At 69.3% G+C, this 21,961-nt stretch carries 17 protein-coding genes; 15 read left to right on the top strand and 2 right to left on the bottom strand.

Annotated features, from left to right (window positions below; translation table 11 throughout):
• Positions 1-147: 147 nt before the first annotated feature.
• The 11 genes from typA (at position 148) to ACIOGX_RS23800 (ending at position 14,238) form a co-directional block, all read left to right on the top strand.
• Positions 148-2,022, top strand: coding sequence for a translational GTPase TypA (gene typA, locus ACIOGX_RS23850; protein ID WP_356514611.1), 1,875 nt, complete (start codon positions 148-150; stop codon positions 2,020-2,022).
• Positions 2,023-2,456: 434 nt separating this feature from the next.
• Positions 2,457-4,079, top strand: coding sequence for an ABC transporter substrate-binding protein (locus ACIOGX_RS23845; protein ID WP_401916003.1), 1,623 nt, complete (start codon positions 2,457-2,459; stop codon positions 4,077-4,079).
• A 125-nt stretch (positions 4,080-4,204) separates the two neighbouring features.
• Positions 4,205-5,134: an ABC transporter permease gene (locus tag ACIOGX_RS23840; RefSeq protein ID WP_129770515.1), complete on the top strand. Its 930-nt coding sequence runs from the start codon at positions 4,205-4,207 to the stop codon at positions 5,132-5,134.
• The gene (locus ACIOGX_RS23835) at positions 5,127-6,071 is read left to right on the top strand and encodes an ABC transporter permease (protein ID WP_401916000.1); all 945 of its coding nucleotides are present in this window, start codon (positions 5,127-5,129) and stop codon (positions 6,069-6,071) included. The genes ACIOGX_RS23840 and ACIOGX_RS23835 overlap by 8 nt, the downstream gene beginning before the upstream one ends.
• A gap of 11 nt (positions 6,072-6,082) precedes the next feature.
• On the top strand, positions 6,083-7,144 hold the full coding sequence (locus ACIOGX_RS23830) for an ABC transporter ATP-binding protein (RefSeq protein WP_129770513.1): 1,062 nt from the start codon (positions 6,083-6,085) through the stop codon (positions 7,142-7,144).
• Positions 7,137-8,285: a dipeptide ABC transporter ATP-binding protein gene (locus tag ACIOGX_RS23825; protein WP_356514616.1), complete on the top strand. Its 1,149-nt coding sequence runs from the start codon at positions 7,137-7,139 to the stop codon at positions 8,283-8,285. The genes ACIOGX_RS23830 and ACIOGX_RS23825 overlap by 8 nt, the downstream gene beginning before the upstream one ends.
• A gap of 237 nt (positions 8,286-8,522) precedes the next feature.
• The gene (locus tag ACIOGX_RS23820) at positions 8,523-10,148 is read left to right on the top strand and encodes an ABC transporter substrate-binding protein (protein ID WP_401915996.1); all 1,626 of its coding nucleotides are present in this window, start codon (positions 8,523-8,525) and stop codon (positions 10,146-10,148) included.
• A 45-nt stretch (positions 10,149-10,193) separates the two neighbouring features.
• Positions 10,194-11,117 carry an ABC transporter permease gene (locus tag ACIOGX_RS23815; protein WP_356514620.1) on the top strand — a complete coding sequence of 308 codons (924 nt, stop codon included), beginning with the start codon at positions 10,194-10,196 and terminating at the stop codon, positions 11,115-11,117.
• On the top strand, positions 11,110-12,171 hold the full coding sequence (locus tag ACIOGX_RS23810) for an ABC transporter permease (protein WP_401915993.1): 1,062 nt from the start codon (positions 11,110-11,112) through the stop codon (positions 12,169-12,171). Before ACIOGX_RS23815 ends, ACIOGX_RS23810 begins: the two co-directional genes overlap by 8 nt.
• An 11-nt stretch (positions 12,172-12,182) precedes the next feature.
• Positions 12,183-13,175: an ABC transporter ATP-binding protein gene (locus ACIOGX_RS23805; protein ID WP_401915990.1), complete on the top strand. Its 993-nt coding sequence runs from the start codon at positions 12,183-12,185 to the stop codon at positions 13,173-13,175.
• The gene (locus tag ACIOGX_RS23800) at positions 13,168-14,238 is read left to right on the top strand and encodes an ABC transporter ATP-binding protein (RefSeq protein WP_401760849.1); all 1,071 of its coding nucleotides are present in this window, start codon (positions 13,168-13,170) and stop codon (positions 14,236-14,238) included. Before ACIOGX_RS23805 ends, ACIOGX_RS23800 begins: the two co-directional genes overlap by 8 nt.
• A 153-nt stretch (positions 14,239-14,391) precedes the next feature.
• On the opposite strand, the gene ACIOGX_RS23795 is transcribed toward ACIOGX_RS23800, so the two are convergent.
• Positions 14,392-16,647, bottom strand: a complete 2,256-nt coding sequence (locus tag ACIOGX_RS23795) for a prolyl oligopeptidase family serine peptidase (RefSeq protein WP_401915987.1) — start codon at positions 16,645-16,647, stop codon at positions 14,392-14,394.
• A 165-nt stretch (positions 16,648-16,812) separates the two neighbouring features.
• On the opposite strand from ACIOGX_RS23795, the gene ACIOGX_RS23790 reads away from it, so the two are divergent.
• From ACIOGX_RS23790 to ACIOGX_RS23775, 4 genes are all read left to right on the top strand, one after another.
• Entirely contained in the window at positions 16,813-17,007 is a 195-nt protein-coding gene (locus tag ACIOGX_RS23790) for a hypothetical protein (protein WP_129770505.1), read from the top strand.
• Between the two features lie 141 nt (positions 17,008-17,148).
• A complete protein-coding gene (mshB, locus tag ACIOGX_RS23785) occupies positions 17,149-18,162 on the top strand; it encodes an N-acetyl-1-D-myo-inositol-2-amino-2-deoxy-alpha-D-glucopyranoside deacetylase (RefSeq protein WP_401915984.1) in 1,014 nt (337 codons plus the stop codon).
• Complete coding sequence (locus ACIOGX_RS23780) at positions 18,159-18,569, top strand: DUF6113 family protein (protein ID WP_356514633.1); 411 nt, start codon at positions 18,159-18,161, stop codon at positions 18,567-18,569. The genes mshB and ACIOGX_RS23780 overlap by 4 nt, the downstream gene beginning before the upstream one ends.
• A 195-nt stretch (positions 18,570-18,764) precedes the next feature.
• Positions 18,765-20,990: a hypothetical protein gene (locus ACIOGX_RS23775; protein ID WP_401915981.1), complete on the top strand. Its 2,226-nt coding sequence runs from the start codon at positions 18,765-18,767 to the stop codon at positions 20,988-20,990.
• A gap of 108 nt (positions 20,991-21,098) precedes the next feature.
• Here the strand turns inward: ACIOGX_RS23775 and ACIOGX_RS23770 are convergent, their stop codons facing one another.
• The gene (locus ACIOGX_RS23770) at positions 21,099-21,953 is read right to left on the bottom strand and encodes a tetratricopeptide repeat protein (protein WP_401915979.1); all 855 of its coding nucleotides are present in this window, start codon (positions 21,951-21,953) and stop codon (positions 21,099-21,101) included.
• Between the last annotated feature and the right edge of the window lie 8 nt (positions 21,954-21,961).

The following is a 21,961-nucleotide window of genomic DNA, read 5'->3' as shown; positions in this document are numbered from 1 at the left end:
GCACTCCGTGATTTCGGCCTCTCCAATCGGGCTGGGAAGCCCCCGACGCCCCGGCCCCGTACCATGGGACGAGCCGTGGCGTGTCCGCCCGGCGGGCGTACGAGGAAACAACGCCGCATCCCACGATCGAGAGAAGCGCCAGCCAGCATGCCCACGCGCCACGACATCCGTAACGTCGCCATCGTCGCCCACGTCGACCATGGCAAGACCACTCTGGTCGACGCCATGCTGAAGCAGGCCGGCGCCTTCGCCGCGCACGCCGCCGAGCAACTCGACGACCGGATGATGGACTCGAACGACCTGGAGCGTGAGAAGGGCATCACGATCCTGGCCAAGAACACGGCCGTGAAGTACCACCCGAAGACGGGTGGCGACCCCATCACGATCAACATCATCGACACCCCCGGCCACGCCGACTTCGGCGGCGAGGTCGAGCGCGGTCTGTCGATGGTCGACGCCGTCGTGCTCCTCGTCGACGCGTCGGAGGGCCCGCTTCCGCAGACCCGCTTCGTGCTCCGCAAGGCGCTCCAGGCGAAGATGCCGGTCATCCTCTGTATCAACAAGACGGACCGCCCCGACTCCCGGATCGCCGAGGTCGTCGACGAGACGTACGACCTCTTCCTGGACCTGGACGCGACCGAGGAGCAGATCGAGTTCCCGATCGTCTACGCGTGCGCGCGGGACGGCGTCGCCTCGCTGACCAAGCCCGAGGACGGTACGGTCCCGGCCGACAGCGACAGCCTGGAGCCGTTCTTCCACACGATCCTGGCGCATGTCCCGGCGCCCGAGTTCGACGAGGCCGCTCCGCTCCAGGCCCATGTCACCAACCTGGACGCCGACAACTTCCTCGGCCGTATCGCGCTGTGCCGCGTCGAGCAGGGCGAGCTGAAGAAGGGCCAGACCGTCACCTGGATCAAGCGTGACGGCACGATGTCCAACGTCCGCATCACCGAGCTGCTGATGACCGAGGCGCTCACCCGCAAGCCGGCCGAGAAGGCCGGCCCCGGCGACATCTGCGCCATCGCCGGTATCCCGGACATCATGATCGGCGAGACCCTGGCCGACCCGGAGAACCCGATCGCGCTGCCGCTGATCACGGTCGACGAGCCCGCGATCTCGATGACCATCGGCGCCAACACCTCGCCGCTGGTCGGCAAGGGCGGCAAGGGCCACAAGGTCACCGCCCGCCAGGTCAAGGACCGTCTCGACCGCGAGCTGATCGGTAACGTCTCGCTGCGCGTCCTGGACACCGAGCGCCCCGACGCCTGGGAGGTGCAGGGCCGCGGCGAGCTGGCGCTGGCCATCCTCGTCGAGACCATGCGCCGGGAGGGCTTCGAGCTGACCGTCGGCAAGCCCGAGGTGGTCACGAAGCAGGTCGACGGCAAGACGTACGAGCCGATCGAGCGCATGACGATCGACTCCCCCGAGGAGCACCTCGGCCCGATCACCCAGCTGATGGCGACCCGCAAGGGCCGTATGGAGACGATGACCAACCACGGGTCGGGCTGGATCCGCATGGAGTGGATCGTTCCGTCACGCGGTCTCATCGGCTTCCGTACGGAGTTCCTGACCCAGACGCGCGGTACGGGCATCGCCCACTCCATCTTCGAGGGCCACGAGCCGTGGTTCGGCGAGCTGCGCACCCGTCACAACGGCTCGCTGGTGGCGGACCGCGCGGGTTCGGTGACCCCGTTCGCGATGGTCAACCTCCAGGAGCGCGGGGTCATCTTCACCGAGGCCGGCACCGAGGTCTACGAGGGCATGATCATCGGCGAGAACTCGCGCGCCGACGACATGGACGTGAACATCACCAAGGAGAAGAAGCTCACCAACATGCGGGCCGCCTCCGCGGACACCACGGAGAACGTGGTGCCGGCGCGGAAGCTCTCGCTGGAGCAGTCCCTGGAGTTCTGCCGCGACGACGAGTGCATCGAGGTCACGCCGGAGACGGTCCGGATCCGCAAGGTCGTCCTGGACCAGAAGCAGCGCGGCCGTACCGCCTCGCGCGCCAAGCACAGCTGACACGACCGGGCTCGCGGCGTACAGCGCCTGAGCCCGGACGGTACGACGGACGGCCCGGTCACCGCGGACGCGCGGTGACCGGGCCGACGTTCGTCAACCGCTTTCCCCGGCGATCTGTCCGGATATCGGACATCGCTCTCCGGAACATGTGTTAACAGTCCGTTTCGCGTGTGTCTGTCTGCGCTAATTTTGTCCGGATTTCGGGCGTGCAGGGCGCTTCGATGTTGTCAAAACGAGACCCTTTAAGTGTGGTTTACAGGTCTGCCGTACTTAATAGTTGCTTCCATTGAGCTCGGGTCAATGGGTCATGCGCCATGGGGGGCGCCGACTCACGAGCACACTCAGGGCATTTGAGGAGCCCGCTGTCAGGGGTGTCAGCGCGCGTAGATAATGCCCTTCTCGTTTGTGACTAGTGGACTCATGAGGAGGAACCCATGCGTGGTGCCAAGAGCGCCAAGTGGGTAGTCGGCGCGATAGTCGTGGCCCTGTCGGCGACGGCCTGTGGCGGCGGAGACGACAGCAGTGATTCGGCGTCGAAGGAGAAGGGGAAGCCCGCGGGCTATGTCTCCATCGATGTCGGTGAGCCGCAGAAGCCGCTGATCCCGGCCGACACGAACGAGTCGCTCGGCAGCTACGTGATCCAGTCGCTCTTCACCCAGCTGCTGGACTTCGACGCGCAGGGCAAGATCGTTTACACGAACGCCGAGTCGGTGACATCGACCGACAACAAGACCTGGACCGTCAAGCTCAAGCCGGGCTGGAAGTTCCACGACGGCACCCCCGTCACGGCCGAGTCCTACGTCAAGGCGTGGAACTGGTACGCCAACATCAAGAACAACCAGCAGAACGCCTTCTGGTTCGAGGACATCGCCGGCTACGCCGACGTCCACCCGGAGAAGGGTGACCCGAAGGCCGACGCCATGTCGGGTCTGAAGGTCGTCGACGACACCACCTTCACCATCGGCCTCTCCGCGCCGGTGCCGTACTACGAGTACAAGCTCGGCTACGCGACCTTCGCGCCGCTGCCCGAGGTCTTCTACAAGGACACCAAGGCGTTCGGCCAGAAGCCGGTCGGCAACGGTCCCTACATCTTCGAGAAGTGGGACCACAAGAAGCTCATCCAGGTCAAGGCCAACCCTGACTACCAGGGCCCGAACAAGGCCAAGAACAAGGGTGTCCTCTTCAAGAACTACGCGACCGTCGAGGCCGCGTACCAGGACCTCCTCTCCGGCAACCTGGACATGATCCGCCAGGTCGGCCCGAAGGACCTGCCGAAGTACAAGCAGGACCTCGGCGACCGCGCGATCGACCAGCCGTACGCGGCTGTCCAGAGCATCGTGCCGGCGTTCTACTCGAAGACGTTCAAGGACATCAACCCGAAGGTCCTCCAGGGCCTCTCGATGGCGATCGACCGCGACACGATCACCAAGACCGTCCTGAACGGCACCCGCAAGCCCGCCACCAGCTTCACCCCGCCGGGCGTCGAGGGCAACCAGACCCTGGACACCGATGTCTTCACGTTCAACGCGGCGAAGGCGAAGCAGCTTGTCACCGAGGGCGGCGGCGTCCCCGGCAACAAGATCTCGATCCAGTACAACGCGGACGGCGGCCACAAGGAGTGGGTGACCGCGGTCTGCGAGTCGATCCGCAACGCCACCGGTGTGGACTGTGTCCCGGACGCCAAGCCGGACTTCCAGACCGACCTGGAGGCCCGCGACAACGACCAGGTCAAGGGGATGTACCGCGGTGGCTGGGTCGCCGACTACCCGCTGAACGTCAACTTCATGCGGGAGCTGTACGGCACCACCGCCGAGGCCAACAACGGCCGGTTCTCCGACAAGGAGGTCGACGCGGCCTTCAAGAAGGGCGACAACGCCAAGTCCCTGGAGGAGTCGATCAAGGCTTACCAGGACGCGGAGAGGCTCCTCGTCGACAAGATGCCGGCGATCCCGCTGTGGGAGTACAAGACCAACGGCGGCTACTCCAAGGCTGTGGACAACGTGACCGTCGACTTCCACGGTGACTACAACATCACCGACGTCACGGTCGTCAAGTAACCAGCCCGAGGGTCATCCCCCCACTCGGCCATCAGCCGTCGACGAAACGGCGGTAGGCCCCCGGGGCCGCTCCCATCGCAACGGGAGCGGCCCCCAGGGCTGCAGTTATCCATTCGGAGGCAAACATGGGGCGATATGTCGCGCGGCGACTGCTCCAGATGATCCCGGTCTTCATCGGGTCAACCTTGCTGGTCTTCTCCATGATGTACGCCCTGCCCGGCGACCCCGTGCGCGCGCTCGCCGGAGAGCAGACGGTCGACCCGGCGCAGATCGCGGCGATGAAGAGAGACCTCGGTCTCGATCTTCCGCTCTGGCACCAGTACTGGAACTATCTGGTCGGCCTGTTCCAGGGCGACTTCGGCACACAGATCGCCAGCGGAAGACCTGTCGCCGACATCATCTCGGAGGCATTCCCGATCACGGTCCGGCTGACCCTGTTCGCCTTCACCTTCACCGCGCTGGTCGGCATCACCATCGGCGTCTTCGCCGGACTCAAGGCCGACACGCTGCGCGACCGCGGCCTGCTGATCCTCACGCTTCTGCTGATCTCCGTTCCCTCGTTCGTCCTCGGCTTCCTCGGCCAGTACTTCTTCGCCTTCCAGCTCGGCTGGGTGGACCCGAACGTGAGCGCGGAAGCGAACTGGAACGAGCTGTTCCTACCAGCGGTCGTACTCGGCTCTCTCTCACTCGCCTATGTGGCACGTCTGACGCGTACCTCCATCGCGGAGAACCTGCGCTCCGACTACATGCGCACCGCCGTGGCCAAGGGGCTGCCGCGCCGCCGCATCATCGGCGTACACCTGATGCGCAACTCCATGATTCCGGTGGTGACCTTCCTCGGTACCGACCTCGGCGCCCTGCTGGGCGGCGCGGTCGTCACGGAAGGCATCTTCAACGTCAAGGGTGTCGGCTACAACATCTTCGACGCGCTCAGGCACCGCGAGGGCGCCACGGTCGTGGGAATCGTGACCCTGATCGTCGTCGTCTATCTCGTCGCCAGCCTGCTCGTCGACCTGCTCTACGCGGTCCTGGACCCGAGGATCCGTTATGCCTGAGGCACTCAAGGACACCGTCAAGGACCAGCCCGCCGAGGCTCCGGTCGCCCCGCGGGCCGACGGCAAGGTGGGCAAGCCCCGCAGCCTCTGGTCGGACGCCTGGCACGACCTGCGGCGCAACCCGCTGTTCGTCATCTCCGCCGTCCTGATCCTGTTCCTGCTGACGATGGCGGCCTTCCCGCAGCTGTTCACCAGCGCGGATCCCCGCTACGCGGATCTGGCCAAGCACTATCTCCAGAAGCCCAATTGGGGCCACTTCTTCGACGAGGACTGGTTCGGGTACGACATCCAGGGCCGGTCGATCTACGCCCGCGTCGTCTACGGCGCTCGGGCCTCGATCCTCGTCGCCGTCGTCGTCACCGCGCTCGTCACCATCCTCGGCACCCTGGTCGGCATGCTCGCCGGCTACTTCGGCGGCTGGATCGACTCGGTCCTGTCCCGGGTCACCGACATCTTCTTCGCCGTGCCCTTCATGCTCGGCGCGATGGTGGTGCTGACCTCCTTCACCGAGCGTTCGATCTGGGTCGTGATCCTGTCCCTGGCCTTCCTGGGCTGGACACAGATCGCCCGTGTCGCGCGCGGCTCGGTCCTCACCATCAAGCAGGCGGACTACGTGATGGCGGCCAAGGCGCTCGGCGCCTCGACCAGCCGCATCCTGCTCCGGCACATCATGCCCAACGCGATCGCCCCCGTGATCGTGGTCGCGACCATCGCGCTCGGCGGCTACATCTCGGCCGAGGCCACGCTGTCGTTCCTGGGCATCGGTCTCGCCGAGCCGGCGGTCTCCTGGGGTGTCGACATCTCCTCGGGCCAGGAGCAGCTGCGCAACGCCGCGTACGTCCTGATCATCCCGTCGGTCATGGTGTCGATCACTGTTCTGGCCTTCATCATGCTCGGCGATGCGGTACGCAACGCCCTCGACCCCAAGCTGCGCTGAGGGAGGCGTACATGACCATCATCGACGACACGACGGCGGACGTTCCTTCTCCGCACGGCTCGCCGGAGGACGGCGGACCGCTCCTCGAAGTCCGTGACCTGCACGTGGAGTTCCACACCCGCGACGGTGTGGCCAAAGCGGTCAACGGAGTCAACTACAGCGTCAGCGCGGGCGAGACGCTCGCCGTGCTGGGCGAGTCCGGTTCCGGCAAGTCCGTGACCGCGCAGGCGATCATGGGCATCCTCGACATGCCCCCAGGGCGCATTCCGCAGGGAGAGATCCTCTTCCGCGGCCGGGACATGCTCACGATGAGCAACGAGGAGCGCCGGCTCATCCGCGGCCAGAAGATCGCGATGATCTTCCAGGACGCGCTGTCCTCGCTCAACCCGGTGCTCTCCGTCGGCTACCAGCTCGGCGAGATGTTCCGCGTCCACCAGGGCCTGTCCAAGAAGGACGCCAAGGCCAAGGCCATCGAGCTGATGGACCGCGTACGGATCCCCGCCGCCAAGGACCGGGTCGACGACTACCCGCACCAGTTCTCCGGCGGTATGCGCCAGCGCATCATGATCGCCATGGCGCTGGCCCTGGAACCCGACCTGATCATCGCGGACGAGCCGACCACCGCGCTCGACGTGACCGTCCAGGCCCAGGTCATGGACCTGCTCGCGGAGTTGCAGCGCGAGTTCAACATGGGTCTGATCCTGATCACCCACGACCTCGGCGTCGTCGCCGACGTCGCGGACAAGATCGCGGTCATGTACGCGGGCCGGATCGTGGAGACCGCCCCCGTGCACGAGCTGTACAAGCGTCCCGCGCACCCGTACACCCGCGGTCTGCTCGACTCGATCCCGCGCCTGGACCAGAAGGGCCAGGAGCTGTACGCGATCAAGGGACTTCCGCCCAACCTCACGCGGATCCCGTCCGGTTGCGCCTTCAACCCCCGCTGCCCCTCGGCGCAGGACATCTGCCGTACGGACGTCCCGGTGCTGCATTCCGTCACCGAGCGGGACGGCGCGGCGCTGCCGGGCCGCGGCAGCGCGTGCCACTTCTGGAAGGAGACGATCCATGGCTGAGCCGAAGAAGAGTGACGACTCCATGGACGCCACCCCGAACGTCACCACGGTCGAGACGGCCGACGCCGTGACGGTCGACGACTCCGTCGCCGCCATCGAGGCGCCGGCGCAGCGGGGCGAGCCGATCCTCCAGGTGCGCAACCTGGTCAAGCACTTCCCGCTGACCCAGGGCATCCTGTTCAAGAAGCAGGTCGGCGCGGTCAAGGCCGTGGACGGTATCTCGTTCGACCTCTACCAGGGCGAGACGCTGGGCATCGTCGGGGAGTCCGGCTGCGGCAAGTCCACCGTGGCCAAGCTGCTGATGACGCTGGAGCAGGCGACCGCCGGCGAGGTCTTCTTCAAGGGCCAGGACATCACCAGGCTGTCCGGGCGCGCGCTGAAGGCCGTCCGCAGGAACATCCAGATGGTGTTCCAGGACCCGTACACCTCGCTCAACCCCCGGATGACCGTCGGTGACATCATCGGCGAGCCCTTCGACATCCACCCCGAGGTGGCGCCGAAGGGCGACCGGCGGCGCAAGGTCCAGGAACTGCTCGATGTCGTGGGTCTCAACCCGGAGTACATCAACCGCTATCCGCACCAGTTCTCCGGCGGCCAGCGCCAGCGCATCGGCATCGCCCGCGGTCTCGCGCTCAACCCCGAGATCATCATCTGCGACGAGCCGGTCTCGGCCCTGGACGTCTCGGTCCAGGCGCAGGTCATCAACCTGATGGAGAAGCTCCAGGACGAGTTCAACCTCTCCTACATCTTCATCGCGCACGACCTGTCGATCGTCCGGCACATCTCCGACCGGGTCGGCGTGATGTACCTCGGCAAGATGGCCGAGATCGGGACGGACACCCAGATCTACGACCACCCGACGCACCCCTACACCCAGGCGCTGCTGTCGGCGGTCCCGGTGCCCGACCCGGACGCCCGTGAGGGCCGTGACCGGATCATCCTCACCGGTGACGTCCCGTCACCGGCGAACCCGCCCTCCGGCTGCCGCTTCCGGACCCGCTGCTGGAAGGCGCAGGACAAGTGCGCCACGGAGGTCCCGCTGCTGGCCGTTCCCGAGCGCTTCAAGGGCACGGACGGGCACACCGCCCACGAGTCGGCGTGCCACTTCGCGGAGGAGAGGGACGTCGTCCACGCGGCGTGACCCGTAGCCGTACGGGAACGTACGCGTACGAGCGAGCGAGCGGCGCCCGGAACCGAAAGGTTCCGGGCGCCGCTTCGCGTGGTGGCGGCCCGTGGCGGCCGGGAGGCGTTGCCCCTCACCGATGCTGATGATTTTTCCGTTCTCCTTCGCCCATCTGGGTGGGCCGGGTGTGCGGACCGTCCCCGATGGTCCGATCTTTGGTCTGAGCGAGACCACATACTCCGAGGAGGCGCATCCATGCGAGGAGCCGTACACGCCGGACGGGCCGCCTGCGCGGCGGCCGTCGTCCTCGCCGCGTCCGGCTGCGGCGGGGCGGCCGACGTCATCGGCGGTCCCGACGGCGTGGTGCGTTCCTCCTGGGGTGATCCGCAGAATCCGCTGGAGCCCTCGAACACCAACGAGGTCCAGGGCGGCAAGGTCCTCGACATGATCTTCCGGGGGCTCAAGCGCTACAACCCGAAGACCGGAAAGGCCGAGAACGCCCTCGCCGAGAAGATCGACACGACGGACTCGACGCACTTCGCCGTCACCGTCAAGGACGGCTGGACCTTCAGCGACGGCGAGAAGGTGACCGCGAAGTCGTTCGTGGACGCCTGGAACTACGGCGCGTACCTCGACAACAACCAGAAGAACGCCTACTTCTTCCAGTACATCGACGGATACGACACGGTCCACCCGGCCAAGGGGCAGCCCACCGCCCGGACCCTGTCGGGGCTGCGGGTCACCGGCCCCAGGACGTTCACGGTCAGGCTGTCGCAGCGCTTCTCCACCTGGCCGGACACTCTGGGGTACCCGGCGTTCGCGCCGCTGCCCAGGGCGTTCTACGACCACCACGCCGCCTGGCTCGCCCGGCCCGTCGGCAACGGCCCCTACACGGTGCGGAACTACACCAAGGGCTCCCAGATGTCCCTGCGCACCTGGAAGGGGTACCGGGGCGCCGACAAGCCGCGCAACGGCGGCGTGGACCTCGTGGTCTACACGGACAACAACACCGCGTACACCGATCTGGTCGCGGGGAACCTCGATCTGGTCGACGACGTCCCCGCCTCACAGCTCAAGAACGTACGGTCCGACCTCGACGGGCGGTACATCAACAGCCCGGCCGGCATCATCCAGACCCTCGCCTTCCCGTACTACGACAAGGAGTGGAACACCCCGGGGGCCGCCCAGGTGCGCACCGGGCTCTCCATGGCGATCAACCGCAGGCAGATCACCGACACGATCTTCCGCGGGACCCGCACCCCGGCGACCGACTGGACCTCCCCGGTCCTCGGCGCGGACGGCGGCTACCGGGCGGGGCTGTGCGGCAGGGCCTGCGACTACGACCCGGCCGCGGCGAAGCGGCTGATCCGGCGGGGCGGCGGCATCCCGCGCGGCCGGCTGACCATCACGTACAACGCCGACTCCGGCTCCCACAAGGAGTGGGTCGACGCGGTCTGCAACAGCATCAACAACGCGCTGGGCAACGACAAGGCGTGTGCCGGCAGCCCGGTCGGCACCTTCGCGGACTTCCGCAACCGGATCGGCCAGCGGAAGCTGAGGGGGCCGTTCCGGGCGGGCTGGCAGATGGACTACCCGCTGATCCAGAACTTCCTTCAGCCGCTCTACTACACCAACGCCTCGTCCAACGACGGCAAGTGGAGCGACCCCCGGTTCGACCGGCTCGTCGACGAGGCCAACGCCGACGCGGACACGACGTCCGCGATCCGGAAGTTCCAGCAGGCGGAAGGCGTCGTACGGGACCGGATGGCGGCCATCCCGCTCTGGTACCAGAACGGCAGCGCCGGCTACTCGGACCGGGTCTCCCACGTCGAACTGAACCCCTTCAGCGTCCCGGTCTACGACGAGATCACGGTCAGCTGACGCCCGGGGCCCGCCCGCGCCCTCCCCCGAACCCCGGAGCCCTCCATGGGACGTTATGTGATCCGGCGTCTGCTGCAGATGATCCCCGTCTTCATCGGCGCCACCCTGCTGATCTTCCTGATGGTCAATGTGATGGGCGATCCCGTCGCGGGCCTCTGCGGCGAGCGGCAGTGCGATCCGGCCACCGAGGCCCGGCTGCGCCAGGAGTTCGGCCTCGACCAGCCGGTGTGGCAGCAGTACCTCACCTATATGGGACATGTCTTCTCCGGCGACTTCGGCACCGCCTTCAACGGCCAGAAGGTCATCGACCTGATGGCCTCGGCCTTCCCGGTCACCATCCGGCTCACGATCGTGGCCATCGTCTTCGAGATCATCATCGGGATCGCCTTCGGCGTGATCACCGGGCTGCGCCGGGGCCGCCCCGTCGACACCTCCGTGCTGCTGCTGACGCTGGTGGTCATCGCCGTACCGACGTTCGTCACCGGTCTGCTGGCGCAGCTCGTGTTCGGCGTGAACTGGCGGCTCATCAGGCCGTCGGTCTCCCCGGCGGCCCCGTTCGACGAGCTGATCCTGCCGGGGCTGGTGCTCGCGTCCGTCTCCCTGGCCTACGTCACCCGGCTGACCCGGACCTCGATCGCCGAGAACGCCCGCTCCGACTATGTCCGTACCGCCGTCGCCAAGGGCCTGCCACGACACCGGGTGATCACCCGGCATCTGCTGCGCAACTCGCTGATCCCCGTGGTCACGTTCATCGGTACGGACATCGGCGCCCTGATGGGCGGCGCGATCGTCACCGAGCGGATCTTCAATATCCATGGCGTCGGATTCCAGCTGTACCAGGGCATCCTGCGCCAGAACACCCAGACCGTCGTCGGCTTCGTGACCGTGCTGGTCATCGTCTTCCTGGTGGCGAATCTGCTGGTCGACCTCCTCTACGCCGTACTCGACCCGAGGATCCGCTATGCCTGAGCCGCAGTCCCCACGCCCCGACGACAACGGCGGAGCCATCGCCGCGACCGGGGCGGGCGGTGCGATGGACCTCGCCACCAGCGAGGGCGGCACCCTGGAGCGGCAGCGGGGAGGCCCGGACGGCGGACCCGACGGCGGACCCGACGGCGGGCACGGCGCCGGACCCGGGACCGGACCCGATGCCCGACCCGGCGGCGAGTCCACGGGGCGCCCGCGCAGCCTCTGGTCCGACGCCTGGCGCGATCTGCGCCGCAACCCCGTCTTCGTCCTCTCGGGGCTCGTCATCGTCTTCCTGGTCCTCATCTCCGTCTGGCCCTCGCTGATCGCCAGTGGCAACCCGCTCTCCTGCGATCTCGCCAGGGCCCAGGACGGCTCCCGGCCCGGCCACCCCTTCGGCTTCAACGGGCAGGGCTGCGACGTCTACACCCGTACCGTCCACGGCGCCAGGACGTCGGTCGTCGTCGGCGTCCTCGCCAGCCTCGGGGTCGCCGTCGTCGGCTCGGTCCTCGGCGGACTGGCCGGCTTCCACGGCGGATTCTGGGACGCGGCCCTCTCCCGGGTCACCGATATCTTCTTCGGCATCCCGGTGGTCCTCGGCGGTCTGGTGCTGCTGTCCGTGGTGACCAGCTCCACCGTCTGGCCGGTGATCGGCTTCATGGTGCTGCTCGGCTGGCCGCAGATCTCGCGGATCGCGCGCGGTTCCGTCATCACCGTCAAACAGAACGACTTCGTCCAGGCGGCGCGGGCGCTCGGCGCGTCCGGCCCCCGGCTGATGCTGCGCCACATCCTGCCCAACGCCGTCGCGCCGGTGATCGTCGTGGCGACCATCGCGCTCGGAACGTTCATCGCGCTGGAGGCGACCCTCTCGTACCTCGGCGTGGGCCTCAAACCGCCGACCGTCTCCTGGGGGATCGACATCTCCGACGCCTCGCCGTACATCCGCAACTCCCCGCACATGCTGCTCTGGCCGGCCGGAGCGCTGGCGATCACCGTGCTCGCGTTCATCATGCTCGGCGACGCGGTACGCGACGCCCTCGACCCCAAGCTGCGCTGAGGAGCCCGCCCATGTTGCTCGAAGTACGCGATCTACAGGTGGAGTTCCACACCCGGGACGGGGTCGCCAGGGCCGTCGACGGCGTCAGCTACTCCGTCGACGCCGGCGAGACACTGGCCGTACTGGGCGAATCGGGCTCCGGGAAGTCCGTCACCGCGCAGGCGGTCATGGGGATCCTCGACACGCCGCCCGGCCGGATCACCGGCGGTGAGGTGCTGTTCCGGGGGCGGGATCTGCTGAAGCTCAAGGAGGAGCAGCGGCGCAGGGTCAGGGGCGCCGAGATGGCGATGATCTTCCAGGACGCGCTGTCCTCGCTCAACCCGGTGCTCACCGTGGGCGCCCAGCTCGGCGAGATGTTCATCGTGCACCGGGGGATGTCCCGCAGACAGGCGCGGGCGAAGGCCGTCGAGCTGATGGAGCGGGTCAGGATCCCGGCGGCCGGGGAACGGGTCGACGACTATCCGCACCAGTTCTCCGGCGGGATGCGCCAGCGCATCATGATCGCGATGGCGCTCGCCCTGGAACCCTCGCTGATCATCGCCGACGAGCCGACCACCGCGCTCGACGTGACCGTCCAGGCCCAGGTGATGGATCTCCTCGCCGAGCTGCGGCGCGAGCTGAACATGGCGCTGATCCTGATCACCCACGACCTCGGGGTGGTCGCCGATGTCGCCGACCGGATCGCCGTGATGTACGCGGGCCGGATCGTGGAGACCGCGCCGGTGTACGAGATCTACCGGGCGCCCGCCCACCCGTACACCCGCGGTCTGCTCCGGTCGATCCCGCGTCTTGACCGGAAGGGCCGGGAGCTCTACGCGATCAAGGGCCTGCCGCCGAATCTGCTGCGCGTCCCGCCCGGCTGCGCCTTCAGCCCCCGCTGCCCGACCGCCCAGGACGTGTGCCGCCGGGAGGTGCCGCCGCTCTTCGAGGTGGGGGACGTGCCGGGGGCGGCCGAGGGGCGCCGGAGCGCCTGCTACTTCTGGGAGGAGACGCTCCATGGCTGAACCCCTACTGGAGGTCCGTGACCTGGTCAAGCACTACCCGCTGACCCGCGGCATCCTGTTCAGGAAGCAGATCGGGGCGGTACGGGCGGTCGACGGGGTCTCCTTCGCGCTGGCCGCCGGCGAGACCCTCGGCATCGTGGGGGAGTCGGGCTGCGGCAAGTCGACCGTCGCGAAGCTGGTGGTGAACCTGGAGCGGCCGACGTCCGGCGCGATCCGGTACAAGGGCGAGGACATCACCCGCCTGTCGGGCCGCGCGCTGAAGGCGGTGCGCCGCAACATCCAGATGGTGTTCCAGGACCCGTACACCTCGCTCAACCCCCGGATGACCGTCGGCGACATCATCGGGGAGCCGTACGAGATCCACCCGGAGGTGGCGCCGAAGGGCGACCGGCGGCGCAAGGTCCAGGAACTGCTGGATGTCGTGGGTCTCAACCCGGAGTACATCAACCGCTATCCGCACCAGTTCTCCGGCGGCCAGCGCCAGCGCATCGGCATCGCCCGGGGGCTGGCGCTCCGGCCCGAGATCATCGTCGCCGACGAGCCGGTGTCGGCCCTCGACGTCTCCGTCCAGGCGCAGGTCATCAATCTGATGGAGCGGCTCCAGGACGAGTTCGGCCTCTCGTACGTCTTCATCGCCCACGATCTGTCGATCGTCCGGCACATCTCCGACCGGGTCGGCGTGATGTATCTGGGGCGGCTGGCCGAGATCGGCTCGGACGCGGAGATCTACGAGCACCCCACGCATCCGTACACCCAGGCGCTGCTCTCGGCCGTGCCGCTGCCCGACCCCACGGCGCGCGAGCACCGCGACCGGATCATTCTGACCGGCGATGTGCCGTCCCCGGCGAACCCGCCGTCCGGCTGCCGGTTCCGTACGCGGTGCTGGAAGGCGCGGGAGCGGTGCGCGGTGGAGGTGCCGGAACTGGCGGTCCCGGAGGTCCTGCGCGGGCACCAGGGGCCCGCCGCGCACCTTTCCGCCTGCCACTTCGCGGAGGAACGGCGGATCGTGCCGGCCGGAGGCGGAGATATCCCGCAGGGTCGGGATTCGGGGGCCGAAGCGTAATAAAGCGCATCAATTTCGTTAACACGCAGGCAACTTCGCCGACCCGACACCGATATACGAACGCGTCAGGCTGGACAGCGTACGGCCGTGCGGGTGCCGTAGACCGGCCGGGACTCCCAGGGTCCCGGCCGGTCGCCCGTGCTCACTCCTCGCTCACTCCGGGCTCGGCCCGTCCTCTGCGCCTGCCTCTGCCTCTGCCCGGCTCATGCCCAGCGACCTCTTGAGGAAGTCGACCTGGAGCAGCAGCAGATTCTCGGCTACTTCCTCCTGCGGCGTCATATGGGTCACACCCGTGAGCGGCAGGACCTCATGGGGCCGTCCCGCCGCCAGCAGGGCCGCGGAGAGTCTGAGGGTGTGTGCCACGACCACATTGTCGTCCGCGAGCCCATGGATGATCATCAGAGGCCGCGCCGGACTCTCCGGCGCCGAGAGACCGTCGTCCGTGACCAGTGAGTGCCGGGCGTAGACCTCGGGGACCTCCTGCGGGCCGCCGCCGAAGTACCGCTCCTGGTAGTGGGTGTCGTAGAGCCGCAGATCGGTGACCGGAGCGCCGGAGACCGCCGCGTGGAAGACATCAGGGCGGCGCAGGACCGCGAGCCCGGCGAGATAGCCGCCGAAGGACCAGCCGCGCATCGCCACCCGCCCCAGATCGAGCGGGAACCGCTCGGCGAGCGCGTGCAGCGCCTCGATCTGGTCGTCCAGGCTGAGCAGCAGATTCTGCTTGACCGCCTTCTCCCAGGCCGGCGAACGGCCCGGAGTGCCCCGCCCGTCCGCGACGATCACCGCGAACCCCTGGTCGGCGAACCACTGCGAGGTGAGATACGCGTTCTGCGCGGCCACCACACGCTGCCCGTGCGGGCCCCCGTAGGGGTCCAGCAGCACCGGAAGCGGGCCGTCCGAGTCCTGGTAACCGGTCGGGAGCAGCACGGCGCTCGGAATCCGGTGCGCGCCCGCCTCGGTGAGCCGCGGCCGGGCGGTGAGCGACGGCCGCTCGGCGTACGACGCGACCGCGGCGAGCCGCTTGCCGTCCTTCAGGACCTGCGCGGACGTTCCGGGGGTGTCGGGCCGGGCCGACACCAGCACGGTCACCTCGCCGCTCCGTACGGCCGAGTGCACCCCCGCGCCCTCCGAGAGCCGCTCGACGCCCAGCTCGCTGACCCGGTACACATGGATCTCGCCGATCTCGGGATCGGCCGCCTCCTCGCCCGCCGACGCCGAGACCAGGACATCGTGCTCGCCGATGTCCAGCACGGCGCGTACATGCAACTGCGGCCCGGTCAGCGGCCGGTCGCCGACGACCAGGACCCGCGCGCCGCCCTCGTCGGCGATGCGTACCAGCCGTCCGTCCGGCGCCCAGGCGGGCAGCCCGGCGAAGAGCTCCAGCCAGGCCGGATCCTCGTCGCGGTGCACGGTCCGCGTCGCGCCGGTCGCCGTGTCCACCGCCAGATACAGCTGACCGCACTGGTCACGGCTCTGTACGAGCAGCAGGGGCGCGCCCGCGGCCGACCAGTGCACCCGGGCCAGATACGGGTAGCGTGCGCGGTCCCAGACGACCTCTGTACGCGCCCCACCGGGCCCCTCGGCGCCGTCCGCGCCCGCGGCCCCGCCGGACCCCTCCGCTCCCTCCACGTCGACCAGATAGAGCCGTACGTCCGCGTTGGGGGTGCCGGCCGCCGGGTAGGCGACTTCGACGGGCTCCCGCTCCGGGTGCGCGGGGTCGGAGATCCACCAGCGCCGTACCCGCGACGTGTCGGCACGGGCGACCAGCAGCCGGTCGGACTCGGGGGACCACCAGTAGCCGCGCGTGCGGCCCATCTCCTCGGCGGCGATGAACTCCGCCAGGCCGTAGGTGATGTCCTCGCCCTCGTCCGCCGAGCGCCCCGCCAGCACGCGGTCACGCTCCCCGTCCGCGCCGATCACGCGGAGGGCGCCGTCGGCCGCGTACGCGACATGGCGTCCGTCCGGTGAGGGCCGCGGGTCGATCACCGGGCCCCGTACGGGCAGTTCGCGGGTCGTCCCGGCGAGCAGCTCGGCGGTGAACAGCCGTCCGGAGAGCGCGAAGGCCGCCAGCTGCCCCGCACCGTCCAGCGCGTAGCCGACGATGCCTCCCGAGCCCTCACGGCTCCGCTCGCGCCGGGCCCGCTCCTCGGGGGAGAGCCGCTCGGCGGCGCCGCCCAGGAGCACGGCCGGATCCGCGGCGATCCGCTCACGGCCCTCGCCGGAACCGGCGGCGGAGTCCGCGAGATCCCGTACCCAGAGGCTGTTCACCCGGTCCGTGCCCGAGGCGGAGCGCAGGAAGATCACCCGCGCACCGTCGGGGGAGGCCGTGAACGCCCGTGGGGCGCCGAGGGTGAAGCGCTGGGTCCTGGCGTGCCGGCGCGGGAACGAGAGCTGTTGCCTCAAGGTCATGGAACGAACCTACTGGGCGATGGCCGTGCGCCCCCAGTGTGCTGCCGTGCACCGATCAATGCGTCCGCACGGATAGTTATGATCCGTAGCGTTAGGTGGGTATGAATCCGCCGGGCACATGCATGCTGCGATTTTCCGACTGAATATTTATGGAGGTGAACCGCCGTGGCACTCTCGATTTCGGCGGTGGTGCTGCTGGCGATCGTCGTCTTCCTGCTGATCCGGAAATCCGGACTGAAGGCCGGACACGCGGTGGTCTGCATGTTGCTCGGTTTCTACATCGCCAGTTCATCCATCGCTCCCACCATCAGCGAGCTGACCACGAACGTGGCAGGGATGATCGGCGGGATCAAGTTCTAGCCAACTTCCGCTCTCATCCGGTCAACTTCACCATGCCCTGAAGTCGGGCATATCCGGCGCTTTCCGCTGCCCGTCGCCCCTCGGCCGCCGTCGTCGCCCACTGGCCGAGGGGTTTCGGGTGCCGGCTCGTAGGCTGTCCCCATGACCGATCTACCCGCCCGCCGTCTGCTGCTGGTGCACGCGCACCCGGACGACGAGTCGATCAACAACGGCGCCACCATGGCCGCGTACGCGGCCGCGGGCGCCCTGGTCACGCTGGTGACCTGCACCCTCGGCGAGGAGGGAGAGGTCATCCCGCCCCGGCTCGCCCATCTGGCGGCCGACCGCGAGGACCGCCTCGGCGCCCATCGCGTCGGCGAACTCGCCGCGGCCATGAGGGAACTGGGCGTCACCGACCACCGCTTCCTCGGCGGCCCCGGCAGATTCCGGGACTCCGGGATGATGGGCCTGGAGCAGAACGAGCGCGAGGGTGCCTTCTGGCACACGCCCGTCGACGACGCCGCCGCGCACCTCGTCGAGGTGATCCGGGAGGTGCGTCCGCAGGTGCTGGTGACGTACGACCCGAACGGCGGTTACGGCCACCCCGACCACATCCAGGCCCACCGGGTCGCGATGCGCGGCGCGGCCCTGGCCGCCGAGCCCGGCTTCCGGCCCGGCCTCGGCGCCCCGCACGCCATCGACAAGATCTACTGGAACCGCGTACCGCGCTCGGTCGCCGAAGAGGGTTTCGCCCGGCTGCGGGCGGCCGGGGCCGGCTTCCCCGGTGTGGCCGCGATCGAGGACATTCCGGGAGTGATCGACGACGCGGAGATCACCGCCGTGATCGACGGCGCGCCGTACCGGGAGCGCAAGGCGGCGGCGATGCGCGCCCATGCCACCCAAATCGCCGTGGACGGGCCCTTCTTCGCGCTCTCCAACGATCTGGGGCAGCCCATCTTCGCGGCCGAGTACTACCAGTTGGCGCACGGCACGTCCGGGGCGCCCGCCGGGGAACGTGAGAACGATCTCTTCGCGGGAGTCGTCCAGGGGGACGGCGCGTACGGTGCGAACGGCGTGAACGGTACGAGTGGTGTGAATGGTACGAACGAGACGAATGACGTGAACGAGGCGAGCGGCGTGAACGAAGCGAACCACGTGAACGGGGCGAACGAATGAGCGGGCAGGGGCAGTCCGGCGGGATGTTCGCGAGCCGCCCCAGACCCGGACGCATCGCCGCGTACGTCGCGCTCTTCGTCCTCGGCGCACTCGTCGGAACGGCGGGTTCGCTCGTCCAGGGCGGCTGGGTCCCCGGCGGACTGCTGCTCGGCCTGCTCGCCACGGCCGGGCTCTTCTTCGGCGGGCTGTATCTCACCGGCACCCAACTGGGCGTGGGCGCACCCGCGGCCGGCTGGCTGCTCGCGGCCATCTTCCTGAGCCTGGGCCGCCCGGAGGGCGACGCGGTCTTCGCCGCGGGCATCGGACCGCTCGTCTTCCTCCTGGGCGGCATGTTGGTGGCTGTGATGTGTGCCACGATGACGCGGTTGCCGCAACCGGGCCCGAAGTCCGGCCGACTTGAGAAGTGACGCGCCCGGCTGCTGCTGAATTGACCACGTCCGTACGGTCGGCGGAGCATCGCTTCACATGGCCGTCGGGTGTCTGTCGGCCGAGGCCAGTATGGTGGTGCGCGCTCCGGGCCTTCCCCCCGCCTCCGGCATGGGGAACCTGAACAGTTTCGTACCAGTAAGAACGGGCGGCGGAGCCAACCGGGAGAACCTGCTTTGAGTCGTGAAACTGACAGTTCGTCCTCCGGGCCCCAGGGGCGCGGCGGAGCCGCGTACCCCTCGGGGACACCGCCGTACGGATCCCGCCAGTATCCGTCGCCGCACCCCCAGCAGGACGCTCCGGAGGAGACGGAGACCGCGCCCGTCCCACAGCCGGACGAGCCCAGAACCGAAACCACGCTGACCACGCGCATCAGGATCAACATCCCGGGCTCGCGGCCGATCCCGCCTGTCGTGATGCGTACGCCCATGGGCGAGGACAGCACCGACGGCCGGGGTGTCCCGGTCGGCGAGCGCACGGGCGGGATCCCCAGGCCCGACGCGTCCCAGGACGCCGCCGACGCGGCACCGGCCGGACAGGCCGAGGCGGCGGACGAGCCGCGGGCCGACGACAGGTCCACGAGCGACTGGTTCGCGCCACGCAAGTCGGCGACGTCGGGCACCGGTACGGCCGCGGGGATGAGCGCCGGTCTCGGCGCGGGCGCCGCTGCCTCGGGCGCCACCGCTCAGCGGCCGGCCGAGAGCGGCTCCCCGGAGTCGCCGTACTACCCGGGCGGCGGGCAGTCGCAGAACGGCGGCGGTCCGCGCAGCGCGCTCAGCGACCTCGCGTCCGGCGCCGGGTCCCAGAGCGCCGGCCCCCAGAGCGCCGGTCCTCAGGGATCCGGCTTCCAGGGCTCCGGCTCCACCGGCTTCGCGTCCGACGGTTCCGGTACGGACTTCACATCGGGCGGATCCGGCAGGGACTACACGCCGGGCGGTTCCGGTACGGACTTCGCGTCCGGCGGTCCCACCACACCGGCGCTCGGCATCCGGCCTCCCGGAGGCGGGCCCAGCGGTCCGACCAGCGGTCCGGTCACCGGCGGCGCGTCGCTCGGTACGCCGCCGTCGTCCCTGAGCACGCCGCCGTCGTCGCCCGGCACCCCGCCGGGGGCCGGCCGCGTCGGTCCGCCGCGGATGTCCGACGACACCGCCGTACTGACACCGCAGCAGCCCGCGCCCGAGCCCGGATCCGGCGGTCATGTCTCCGGGGACACGCTCACCAGCGGGATCCCCGTGGTGCCGCCGGAGCACCGCTCGCCCTTCCCCGGCTCGGGTCCGCAGGGCGGTCCGCACCCCGGGCCCGACGGCCCCGGCGCGCACGGCACCGGCCCGCTCGGCCAGGACCAGGACTTCTCGGCCCCCGACTTCCCCGGCCCCGTCGGCTCCCCGCAGGGAACCCCGCCGGCGGGCACGGCCCCGGCCCCGGAGCGTACGGCCGCCCCGGCCGCCAAGAAGAAGAAGGGCCGCTCCAAGCTCACGTCCCTCGCCGTCCTGATCGTCGTGGCCGCGGGCGGTGTCTACGGCGCCGGCCTTCTGATGAACTACTCCGATGTGCCGAAGGGCACCACGGTCCTCGGCGTCGACATTGGCGGCGGCACGCGCGACGAGGCGGTCAACAAGCTCGAGGCCGCCCTCGGCGAGAGGGCCTCCGCACCGCTGCGGCTCAGCATCGGCGGCAAGACCGAGGAACTCGCCCCGGACAAGGCCGGACTCAGTCTGGACACCCAGGCCACCGTCCGTGCCGCGGCCGGCAGCGACTACAACCCGGTGTCGGTGATCGGCTCGCTCTTCGGCGGCGCCAGGGTCGCCCAGCCGGTGATCCCCGTCGACGACGAGAAGCTGACCGCCGCGCTCACCGATCTGGCGGGCGTCTCGGGTTCGGCGAGCGAGGGCACGATCACGTTCGAGCCGGGCAAGGCCGTCGCCGTACCGGGCAAGGCCGGCAAGGCGCTGGACGTCAACCACTCGATCATCTCGACCCGGGACGCCTACCGCGCCCAGGTCCAGACGGGCAAGATCAACAACGTGGAACTGCCCGTCGTCACCCGCGAGCCGACGGTCGGTCAGGCAGAGCTGGACCGGGCGATGAACGAGTTCGCCAAGCCCGCGATGTCCGACCTGGTCACCATCAAGGCGGGCGGCAAGCAGATCCAGTTCGGCCCCGCCAAGTCGCTGCCCAAGATCCTCTCCATGAAGGCCGTCGACGGAAAGCTCATCGAGGTCTACGACAGGGCCGCCATCGACCAGCTGCTGGAAGGCGTCTTCGACGGCATCACGATCACGAAGGGCGACGGCAAGCAGTACCCCGTCTCCTCCGCCGACGTGGCGCAGGCCATGCAGACGGCGCTGCGCGGCAAGACCCCTGCCGAGCGCACCCAGGAGATCAACCTCAACCCCAGCTGACGCCCCTCCCGTCCCGGGGATGCCGCATCGCATCCCCGGGGCGGGAGGCACGTACGGGTCGGGTGGTACGTACGGGACAGGCAGGACGTACAGAACCGGCGCGGGCCGTCAGTTCAGCATCGCCCGTGCCGCCCGCGCCTTGCGCCGGATCGCCTCCGCCGTCGACGGCTCCACCGCGTCCACCACCTGGGCGTACTCGTCCATCTCCGCCGCCCCCCGCCGGAACTCCCCGCGCTGTACGAGCAGTTGGGCGCGGTCGTAGCGCAGTCTGGCCGGGTGCGAGGGCAGCAGCAGGGACAACTCGACCGCCCAGAGCGACACATCGGTGCGCTCCGGGCGGGTCGCGGCCCACGCGCGGATGTTGTTCAGTACGCGCAGGACGATGTCGAGCGGGTCGGCGGGGGCGAGCATGGCCGGTTCCAGTGCCTCGCCCGTCGTGCCGGTCACCAGCAACTCCGCGTCGGCGCCCGTCAGCAGCCGGCCACCGCCGAAGGGATCGGCGAGGACACGCTCCTCCGGGGCGCCGAAGCCGACCACGAAATGACCGGGCAGGGCCACCCCGTACACCGGCGCCCCCGCCCGTCGCGCGACCTCGATCCAGACCACCGAGAGCAGGATGGGGAGCCCGCGCCTGCGCCGCAGCACCACGGGCAGCAGCGAGGCGTCCAGCCGCTGGTACTCCGCGGGGGAGCCCTCGAAACCGCACCGCTCGGCCAGCAGCTCCGCCAGCGCGACGGCCCAGGCGCGTGCGCCGAGGACGCCGAAGGGCAGCATTCCGGCCAGCCGGTCCAGCTCGGCCTGGGCCGCGTCGATACCGGCCTCGCCCAGGGAGGGATCGGCTTCCGCGCCGACCAGCAGGCAGAGCGTGGCCAGGTCGGGGCGGTCCGCGCGGGCCTCCTCGGCGAACCGCCGGCGGATGTCGTCGGTTTCCCGGGGTTCCGGTTCTGGGGATTCCGGTCGCATATCGGCCT

Origin of the sequence: Streptomyces sp. NPDC088147, assembly GCF_044741565.1 — a bacterium.
In the GTDB taxonomy this organism is placed as follows: Bacteria; Actinomycetota; Actinomycetes; order Streptomycetales; family Streptomycetaceae; genus Streptomyces.
This window is presented reverse-complemented; position numbering and strand designations above follow the sequence as displayed.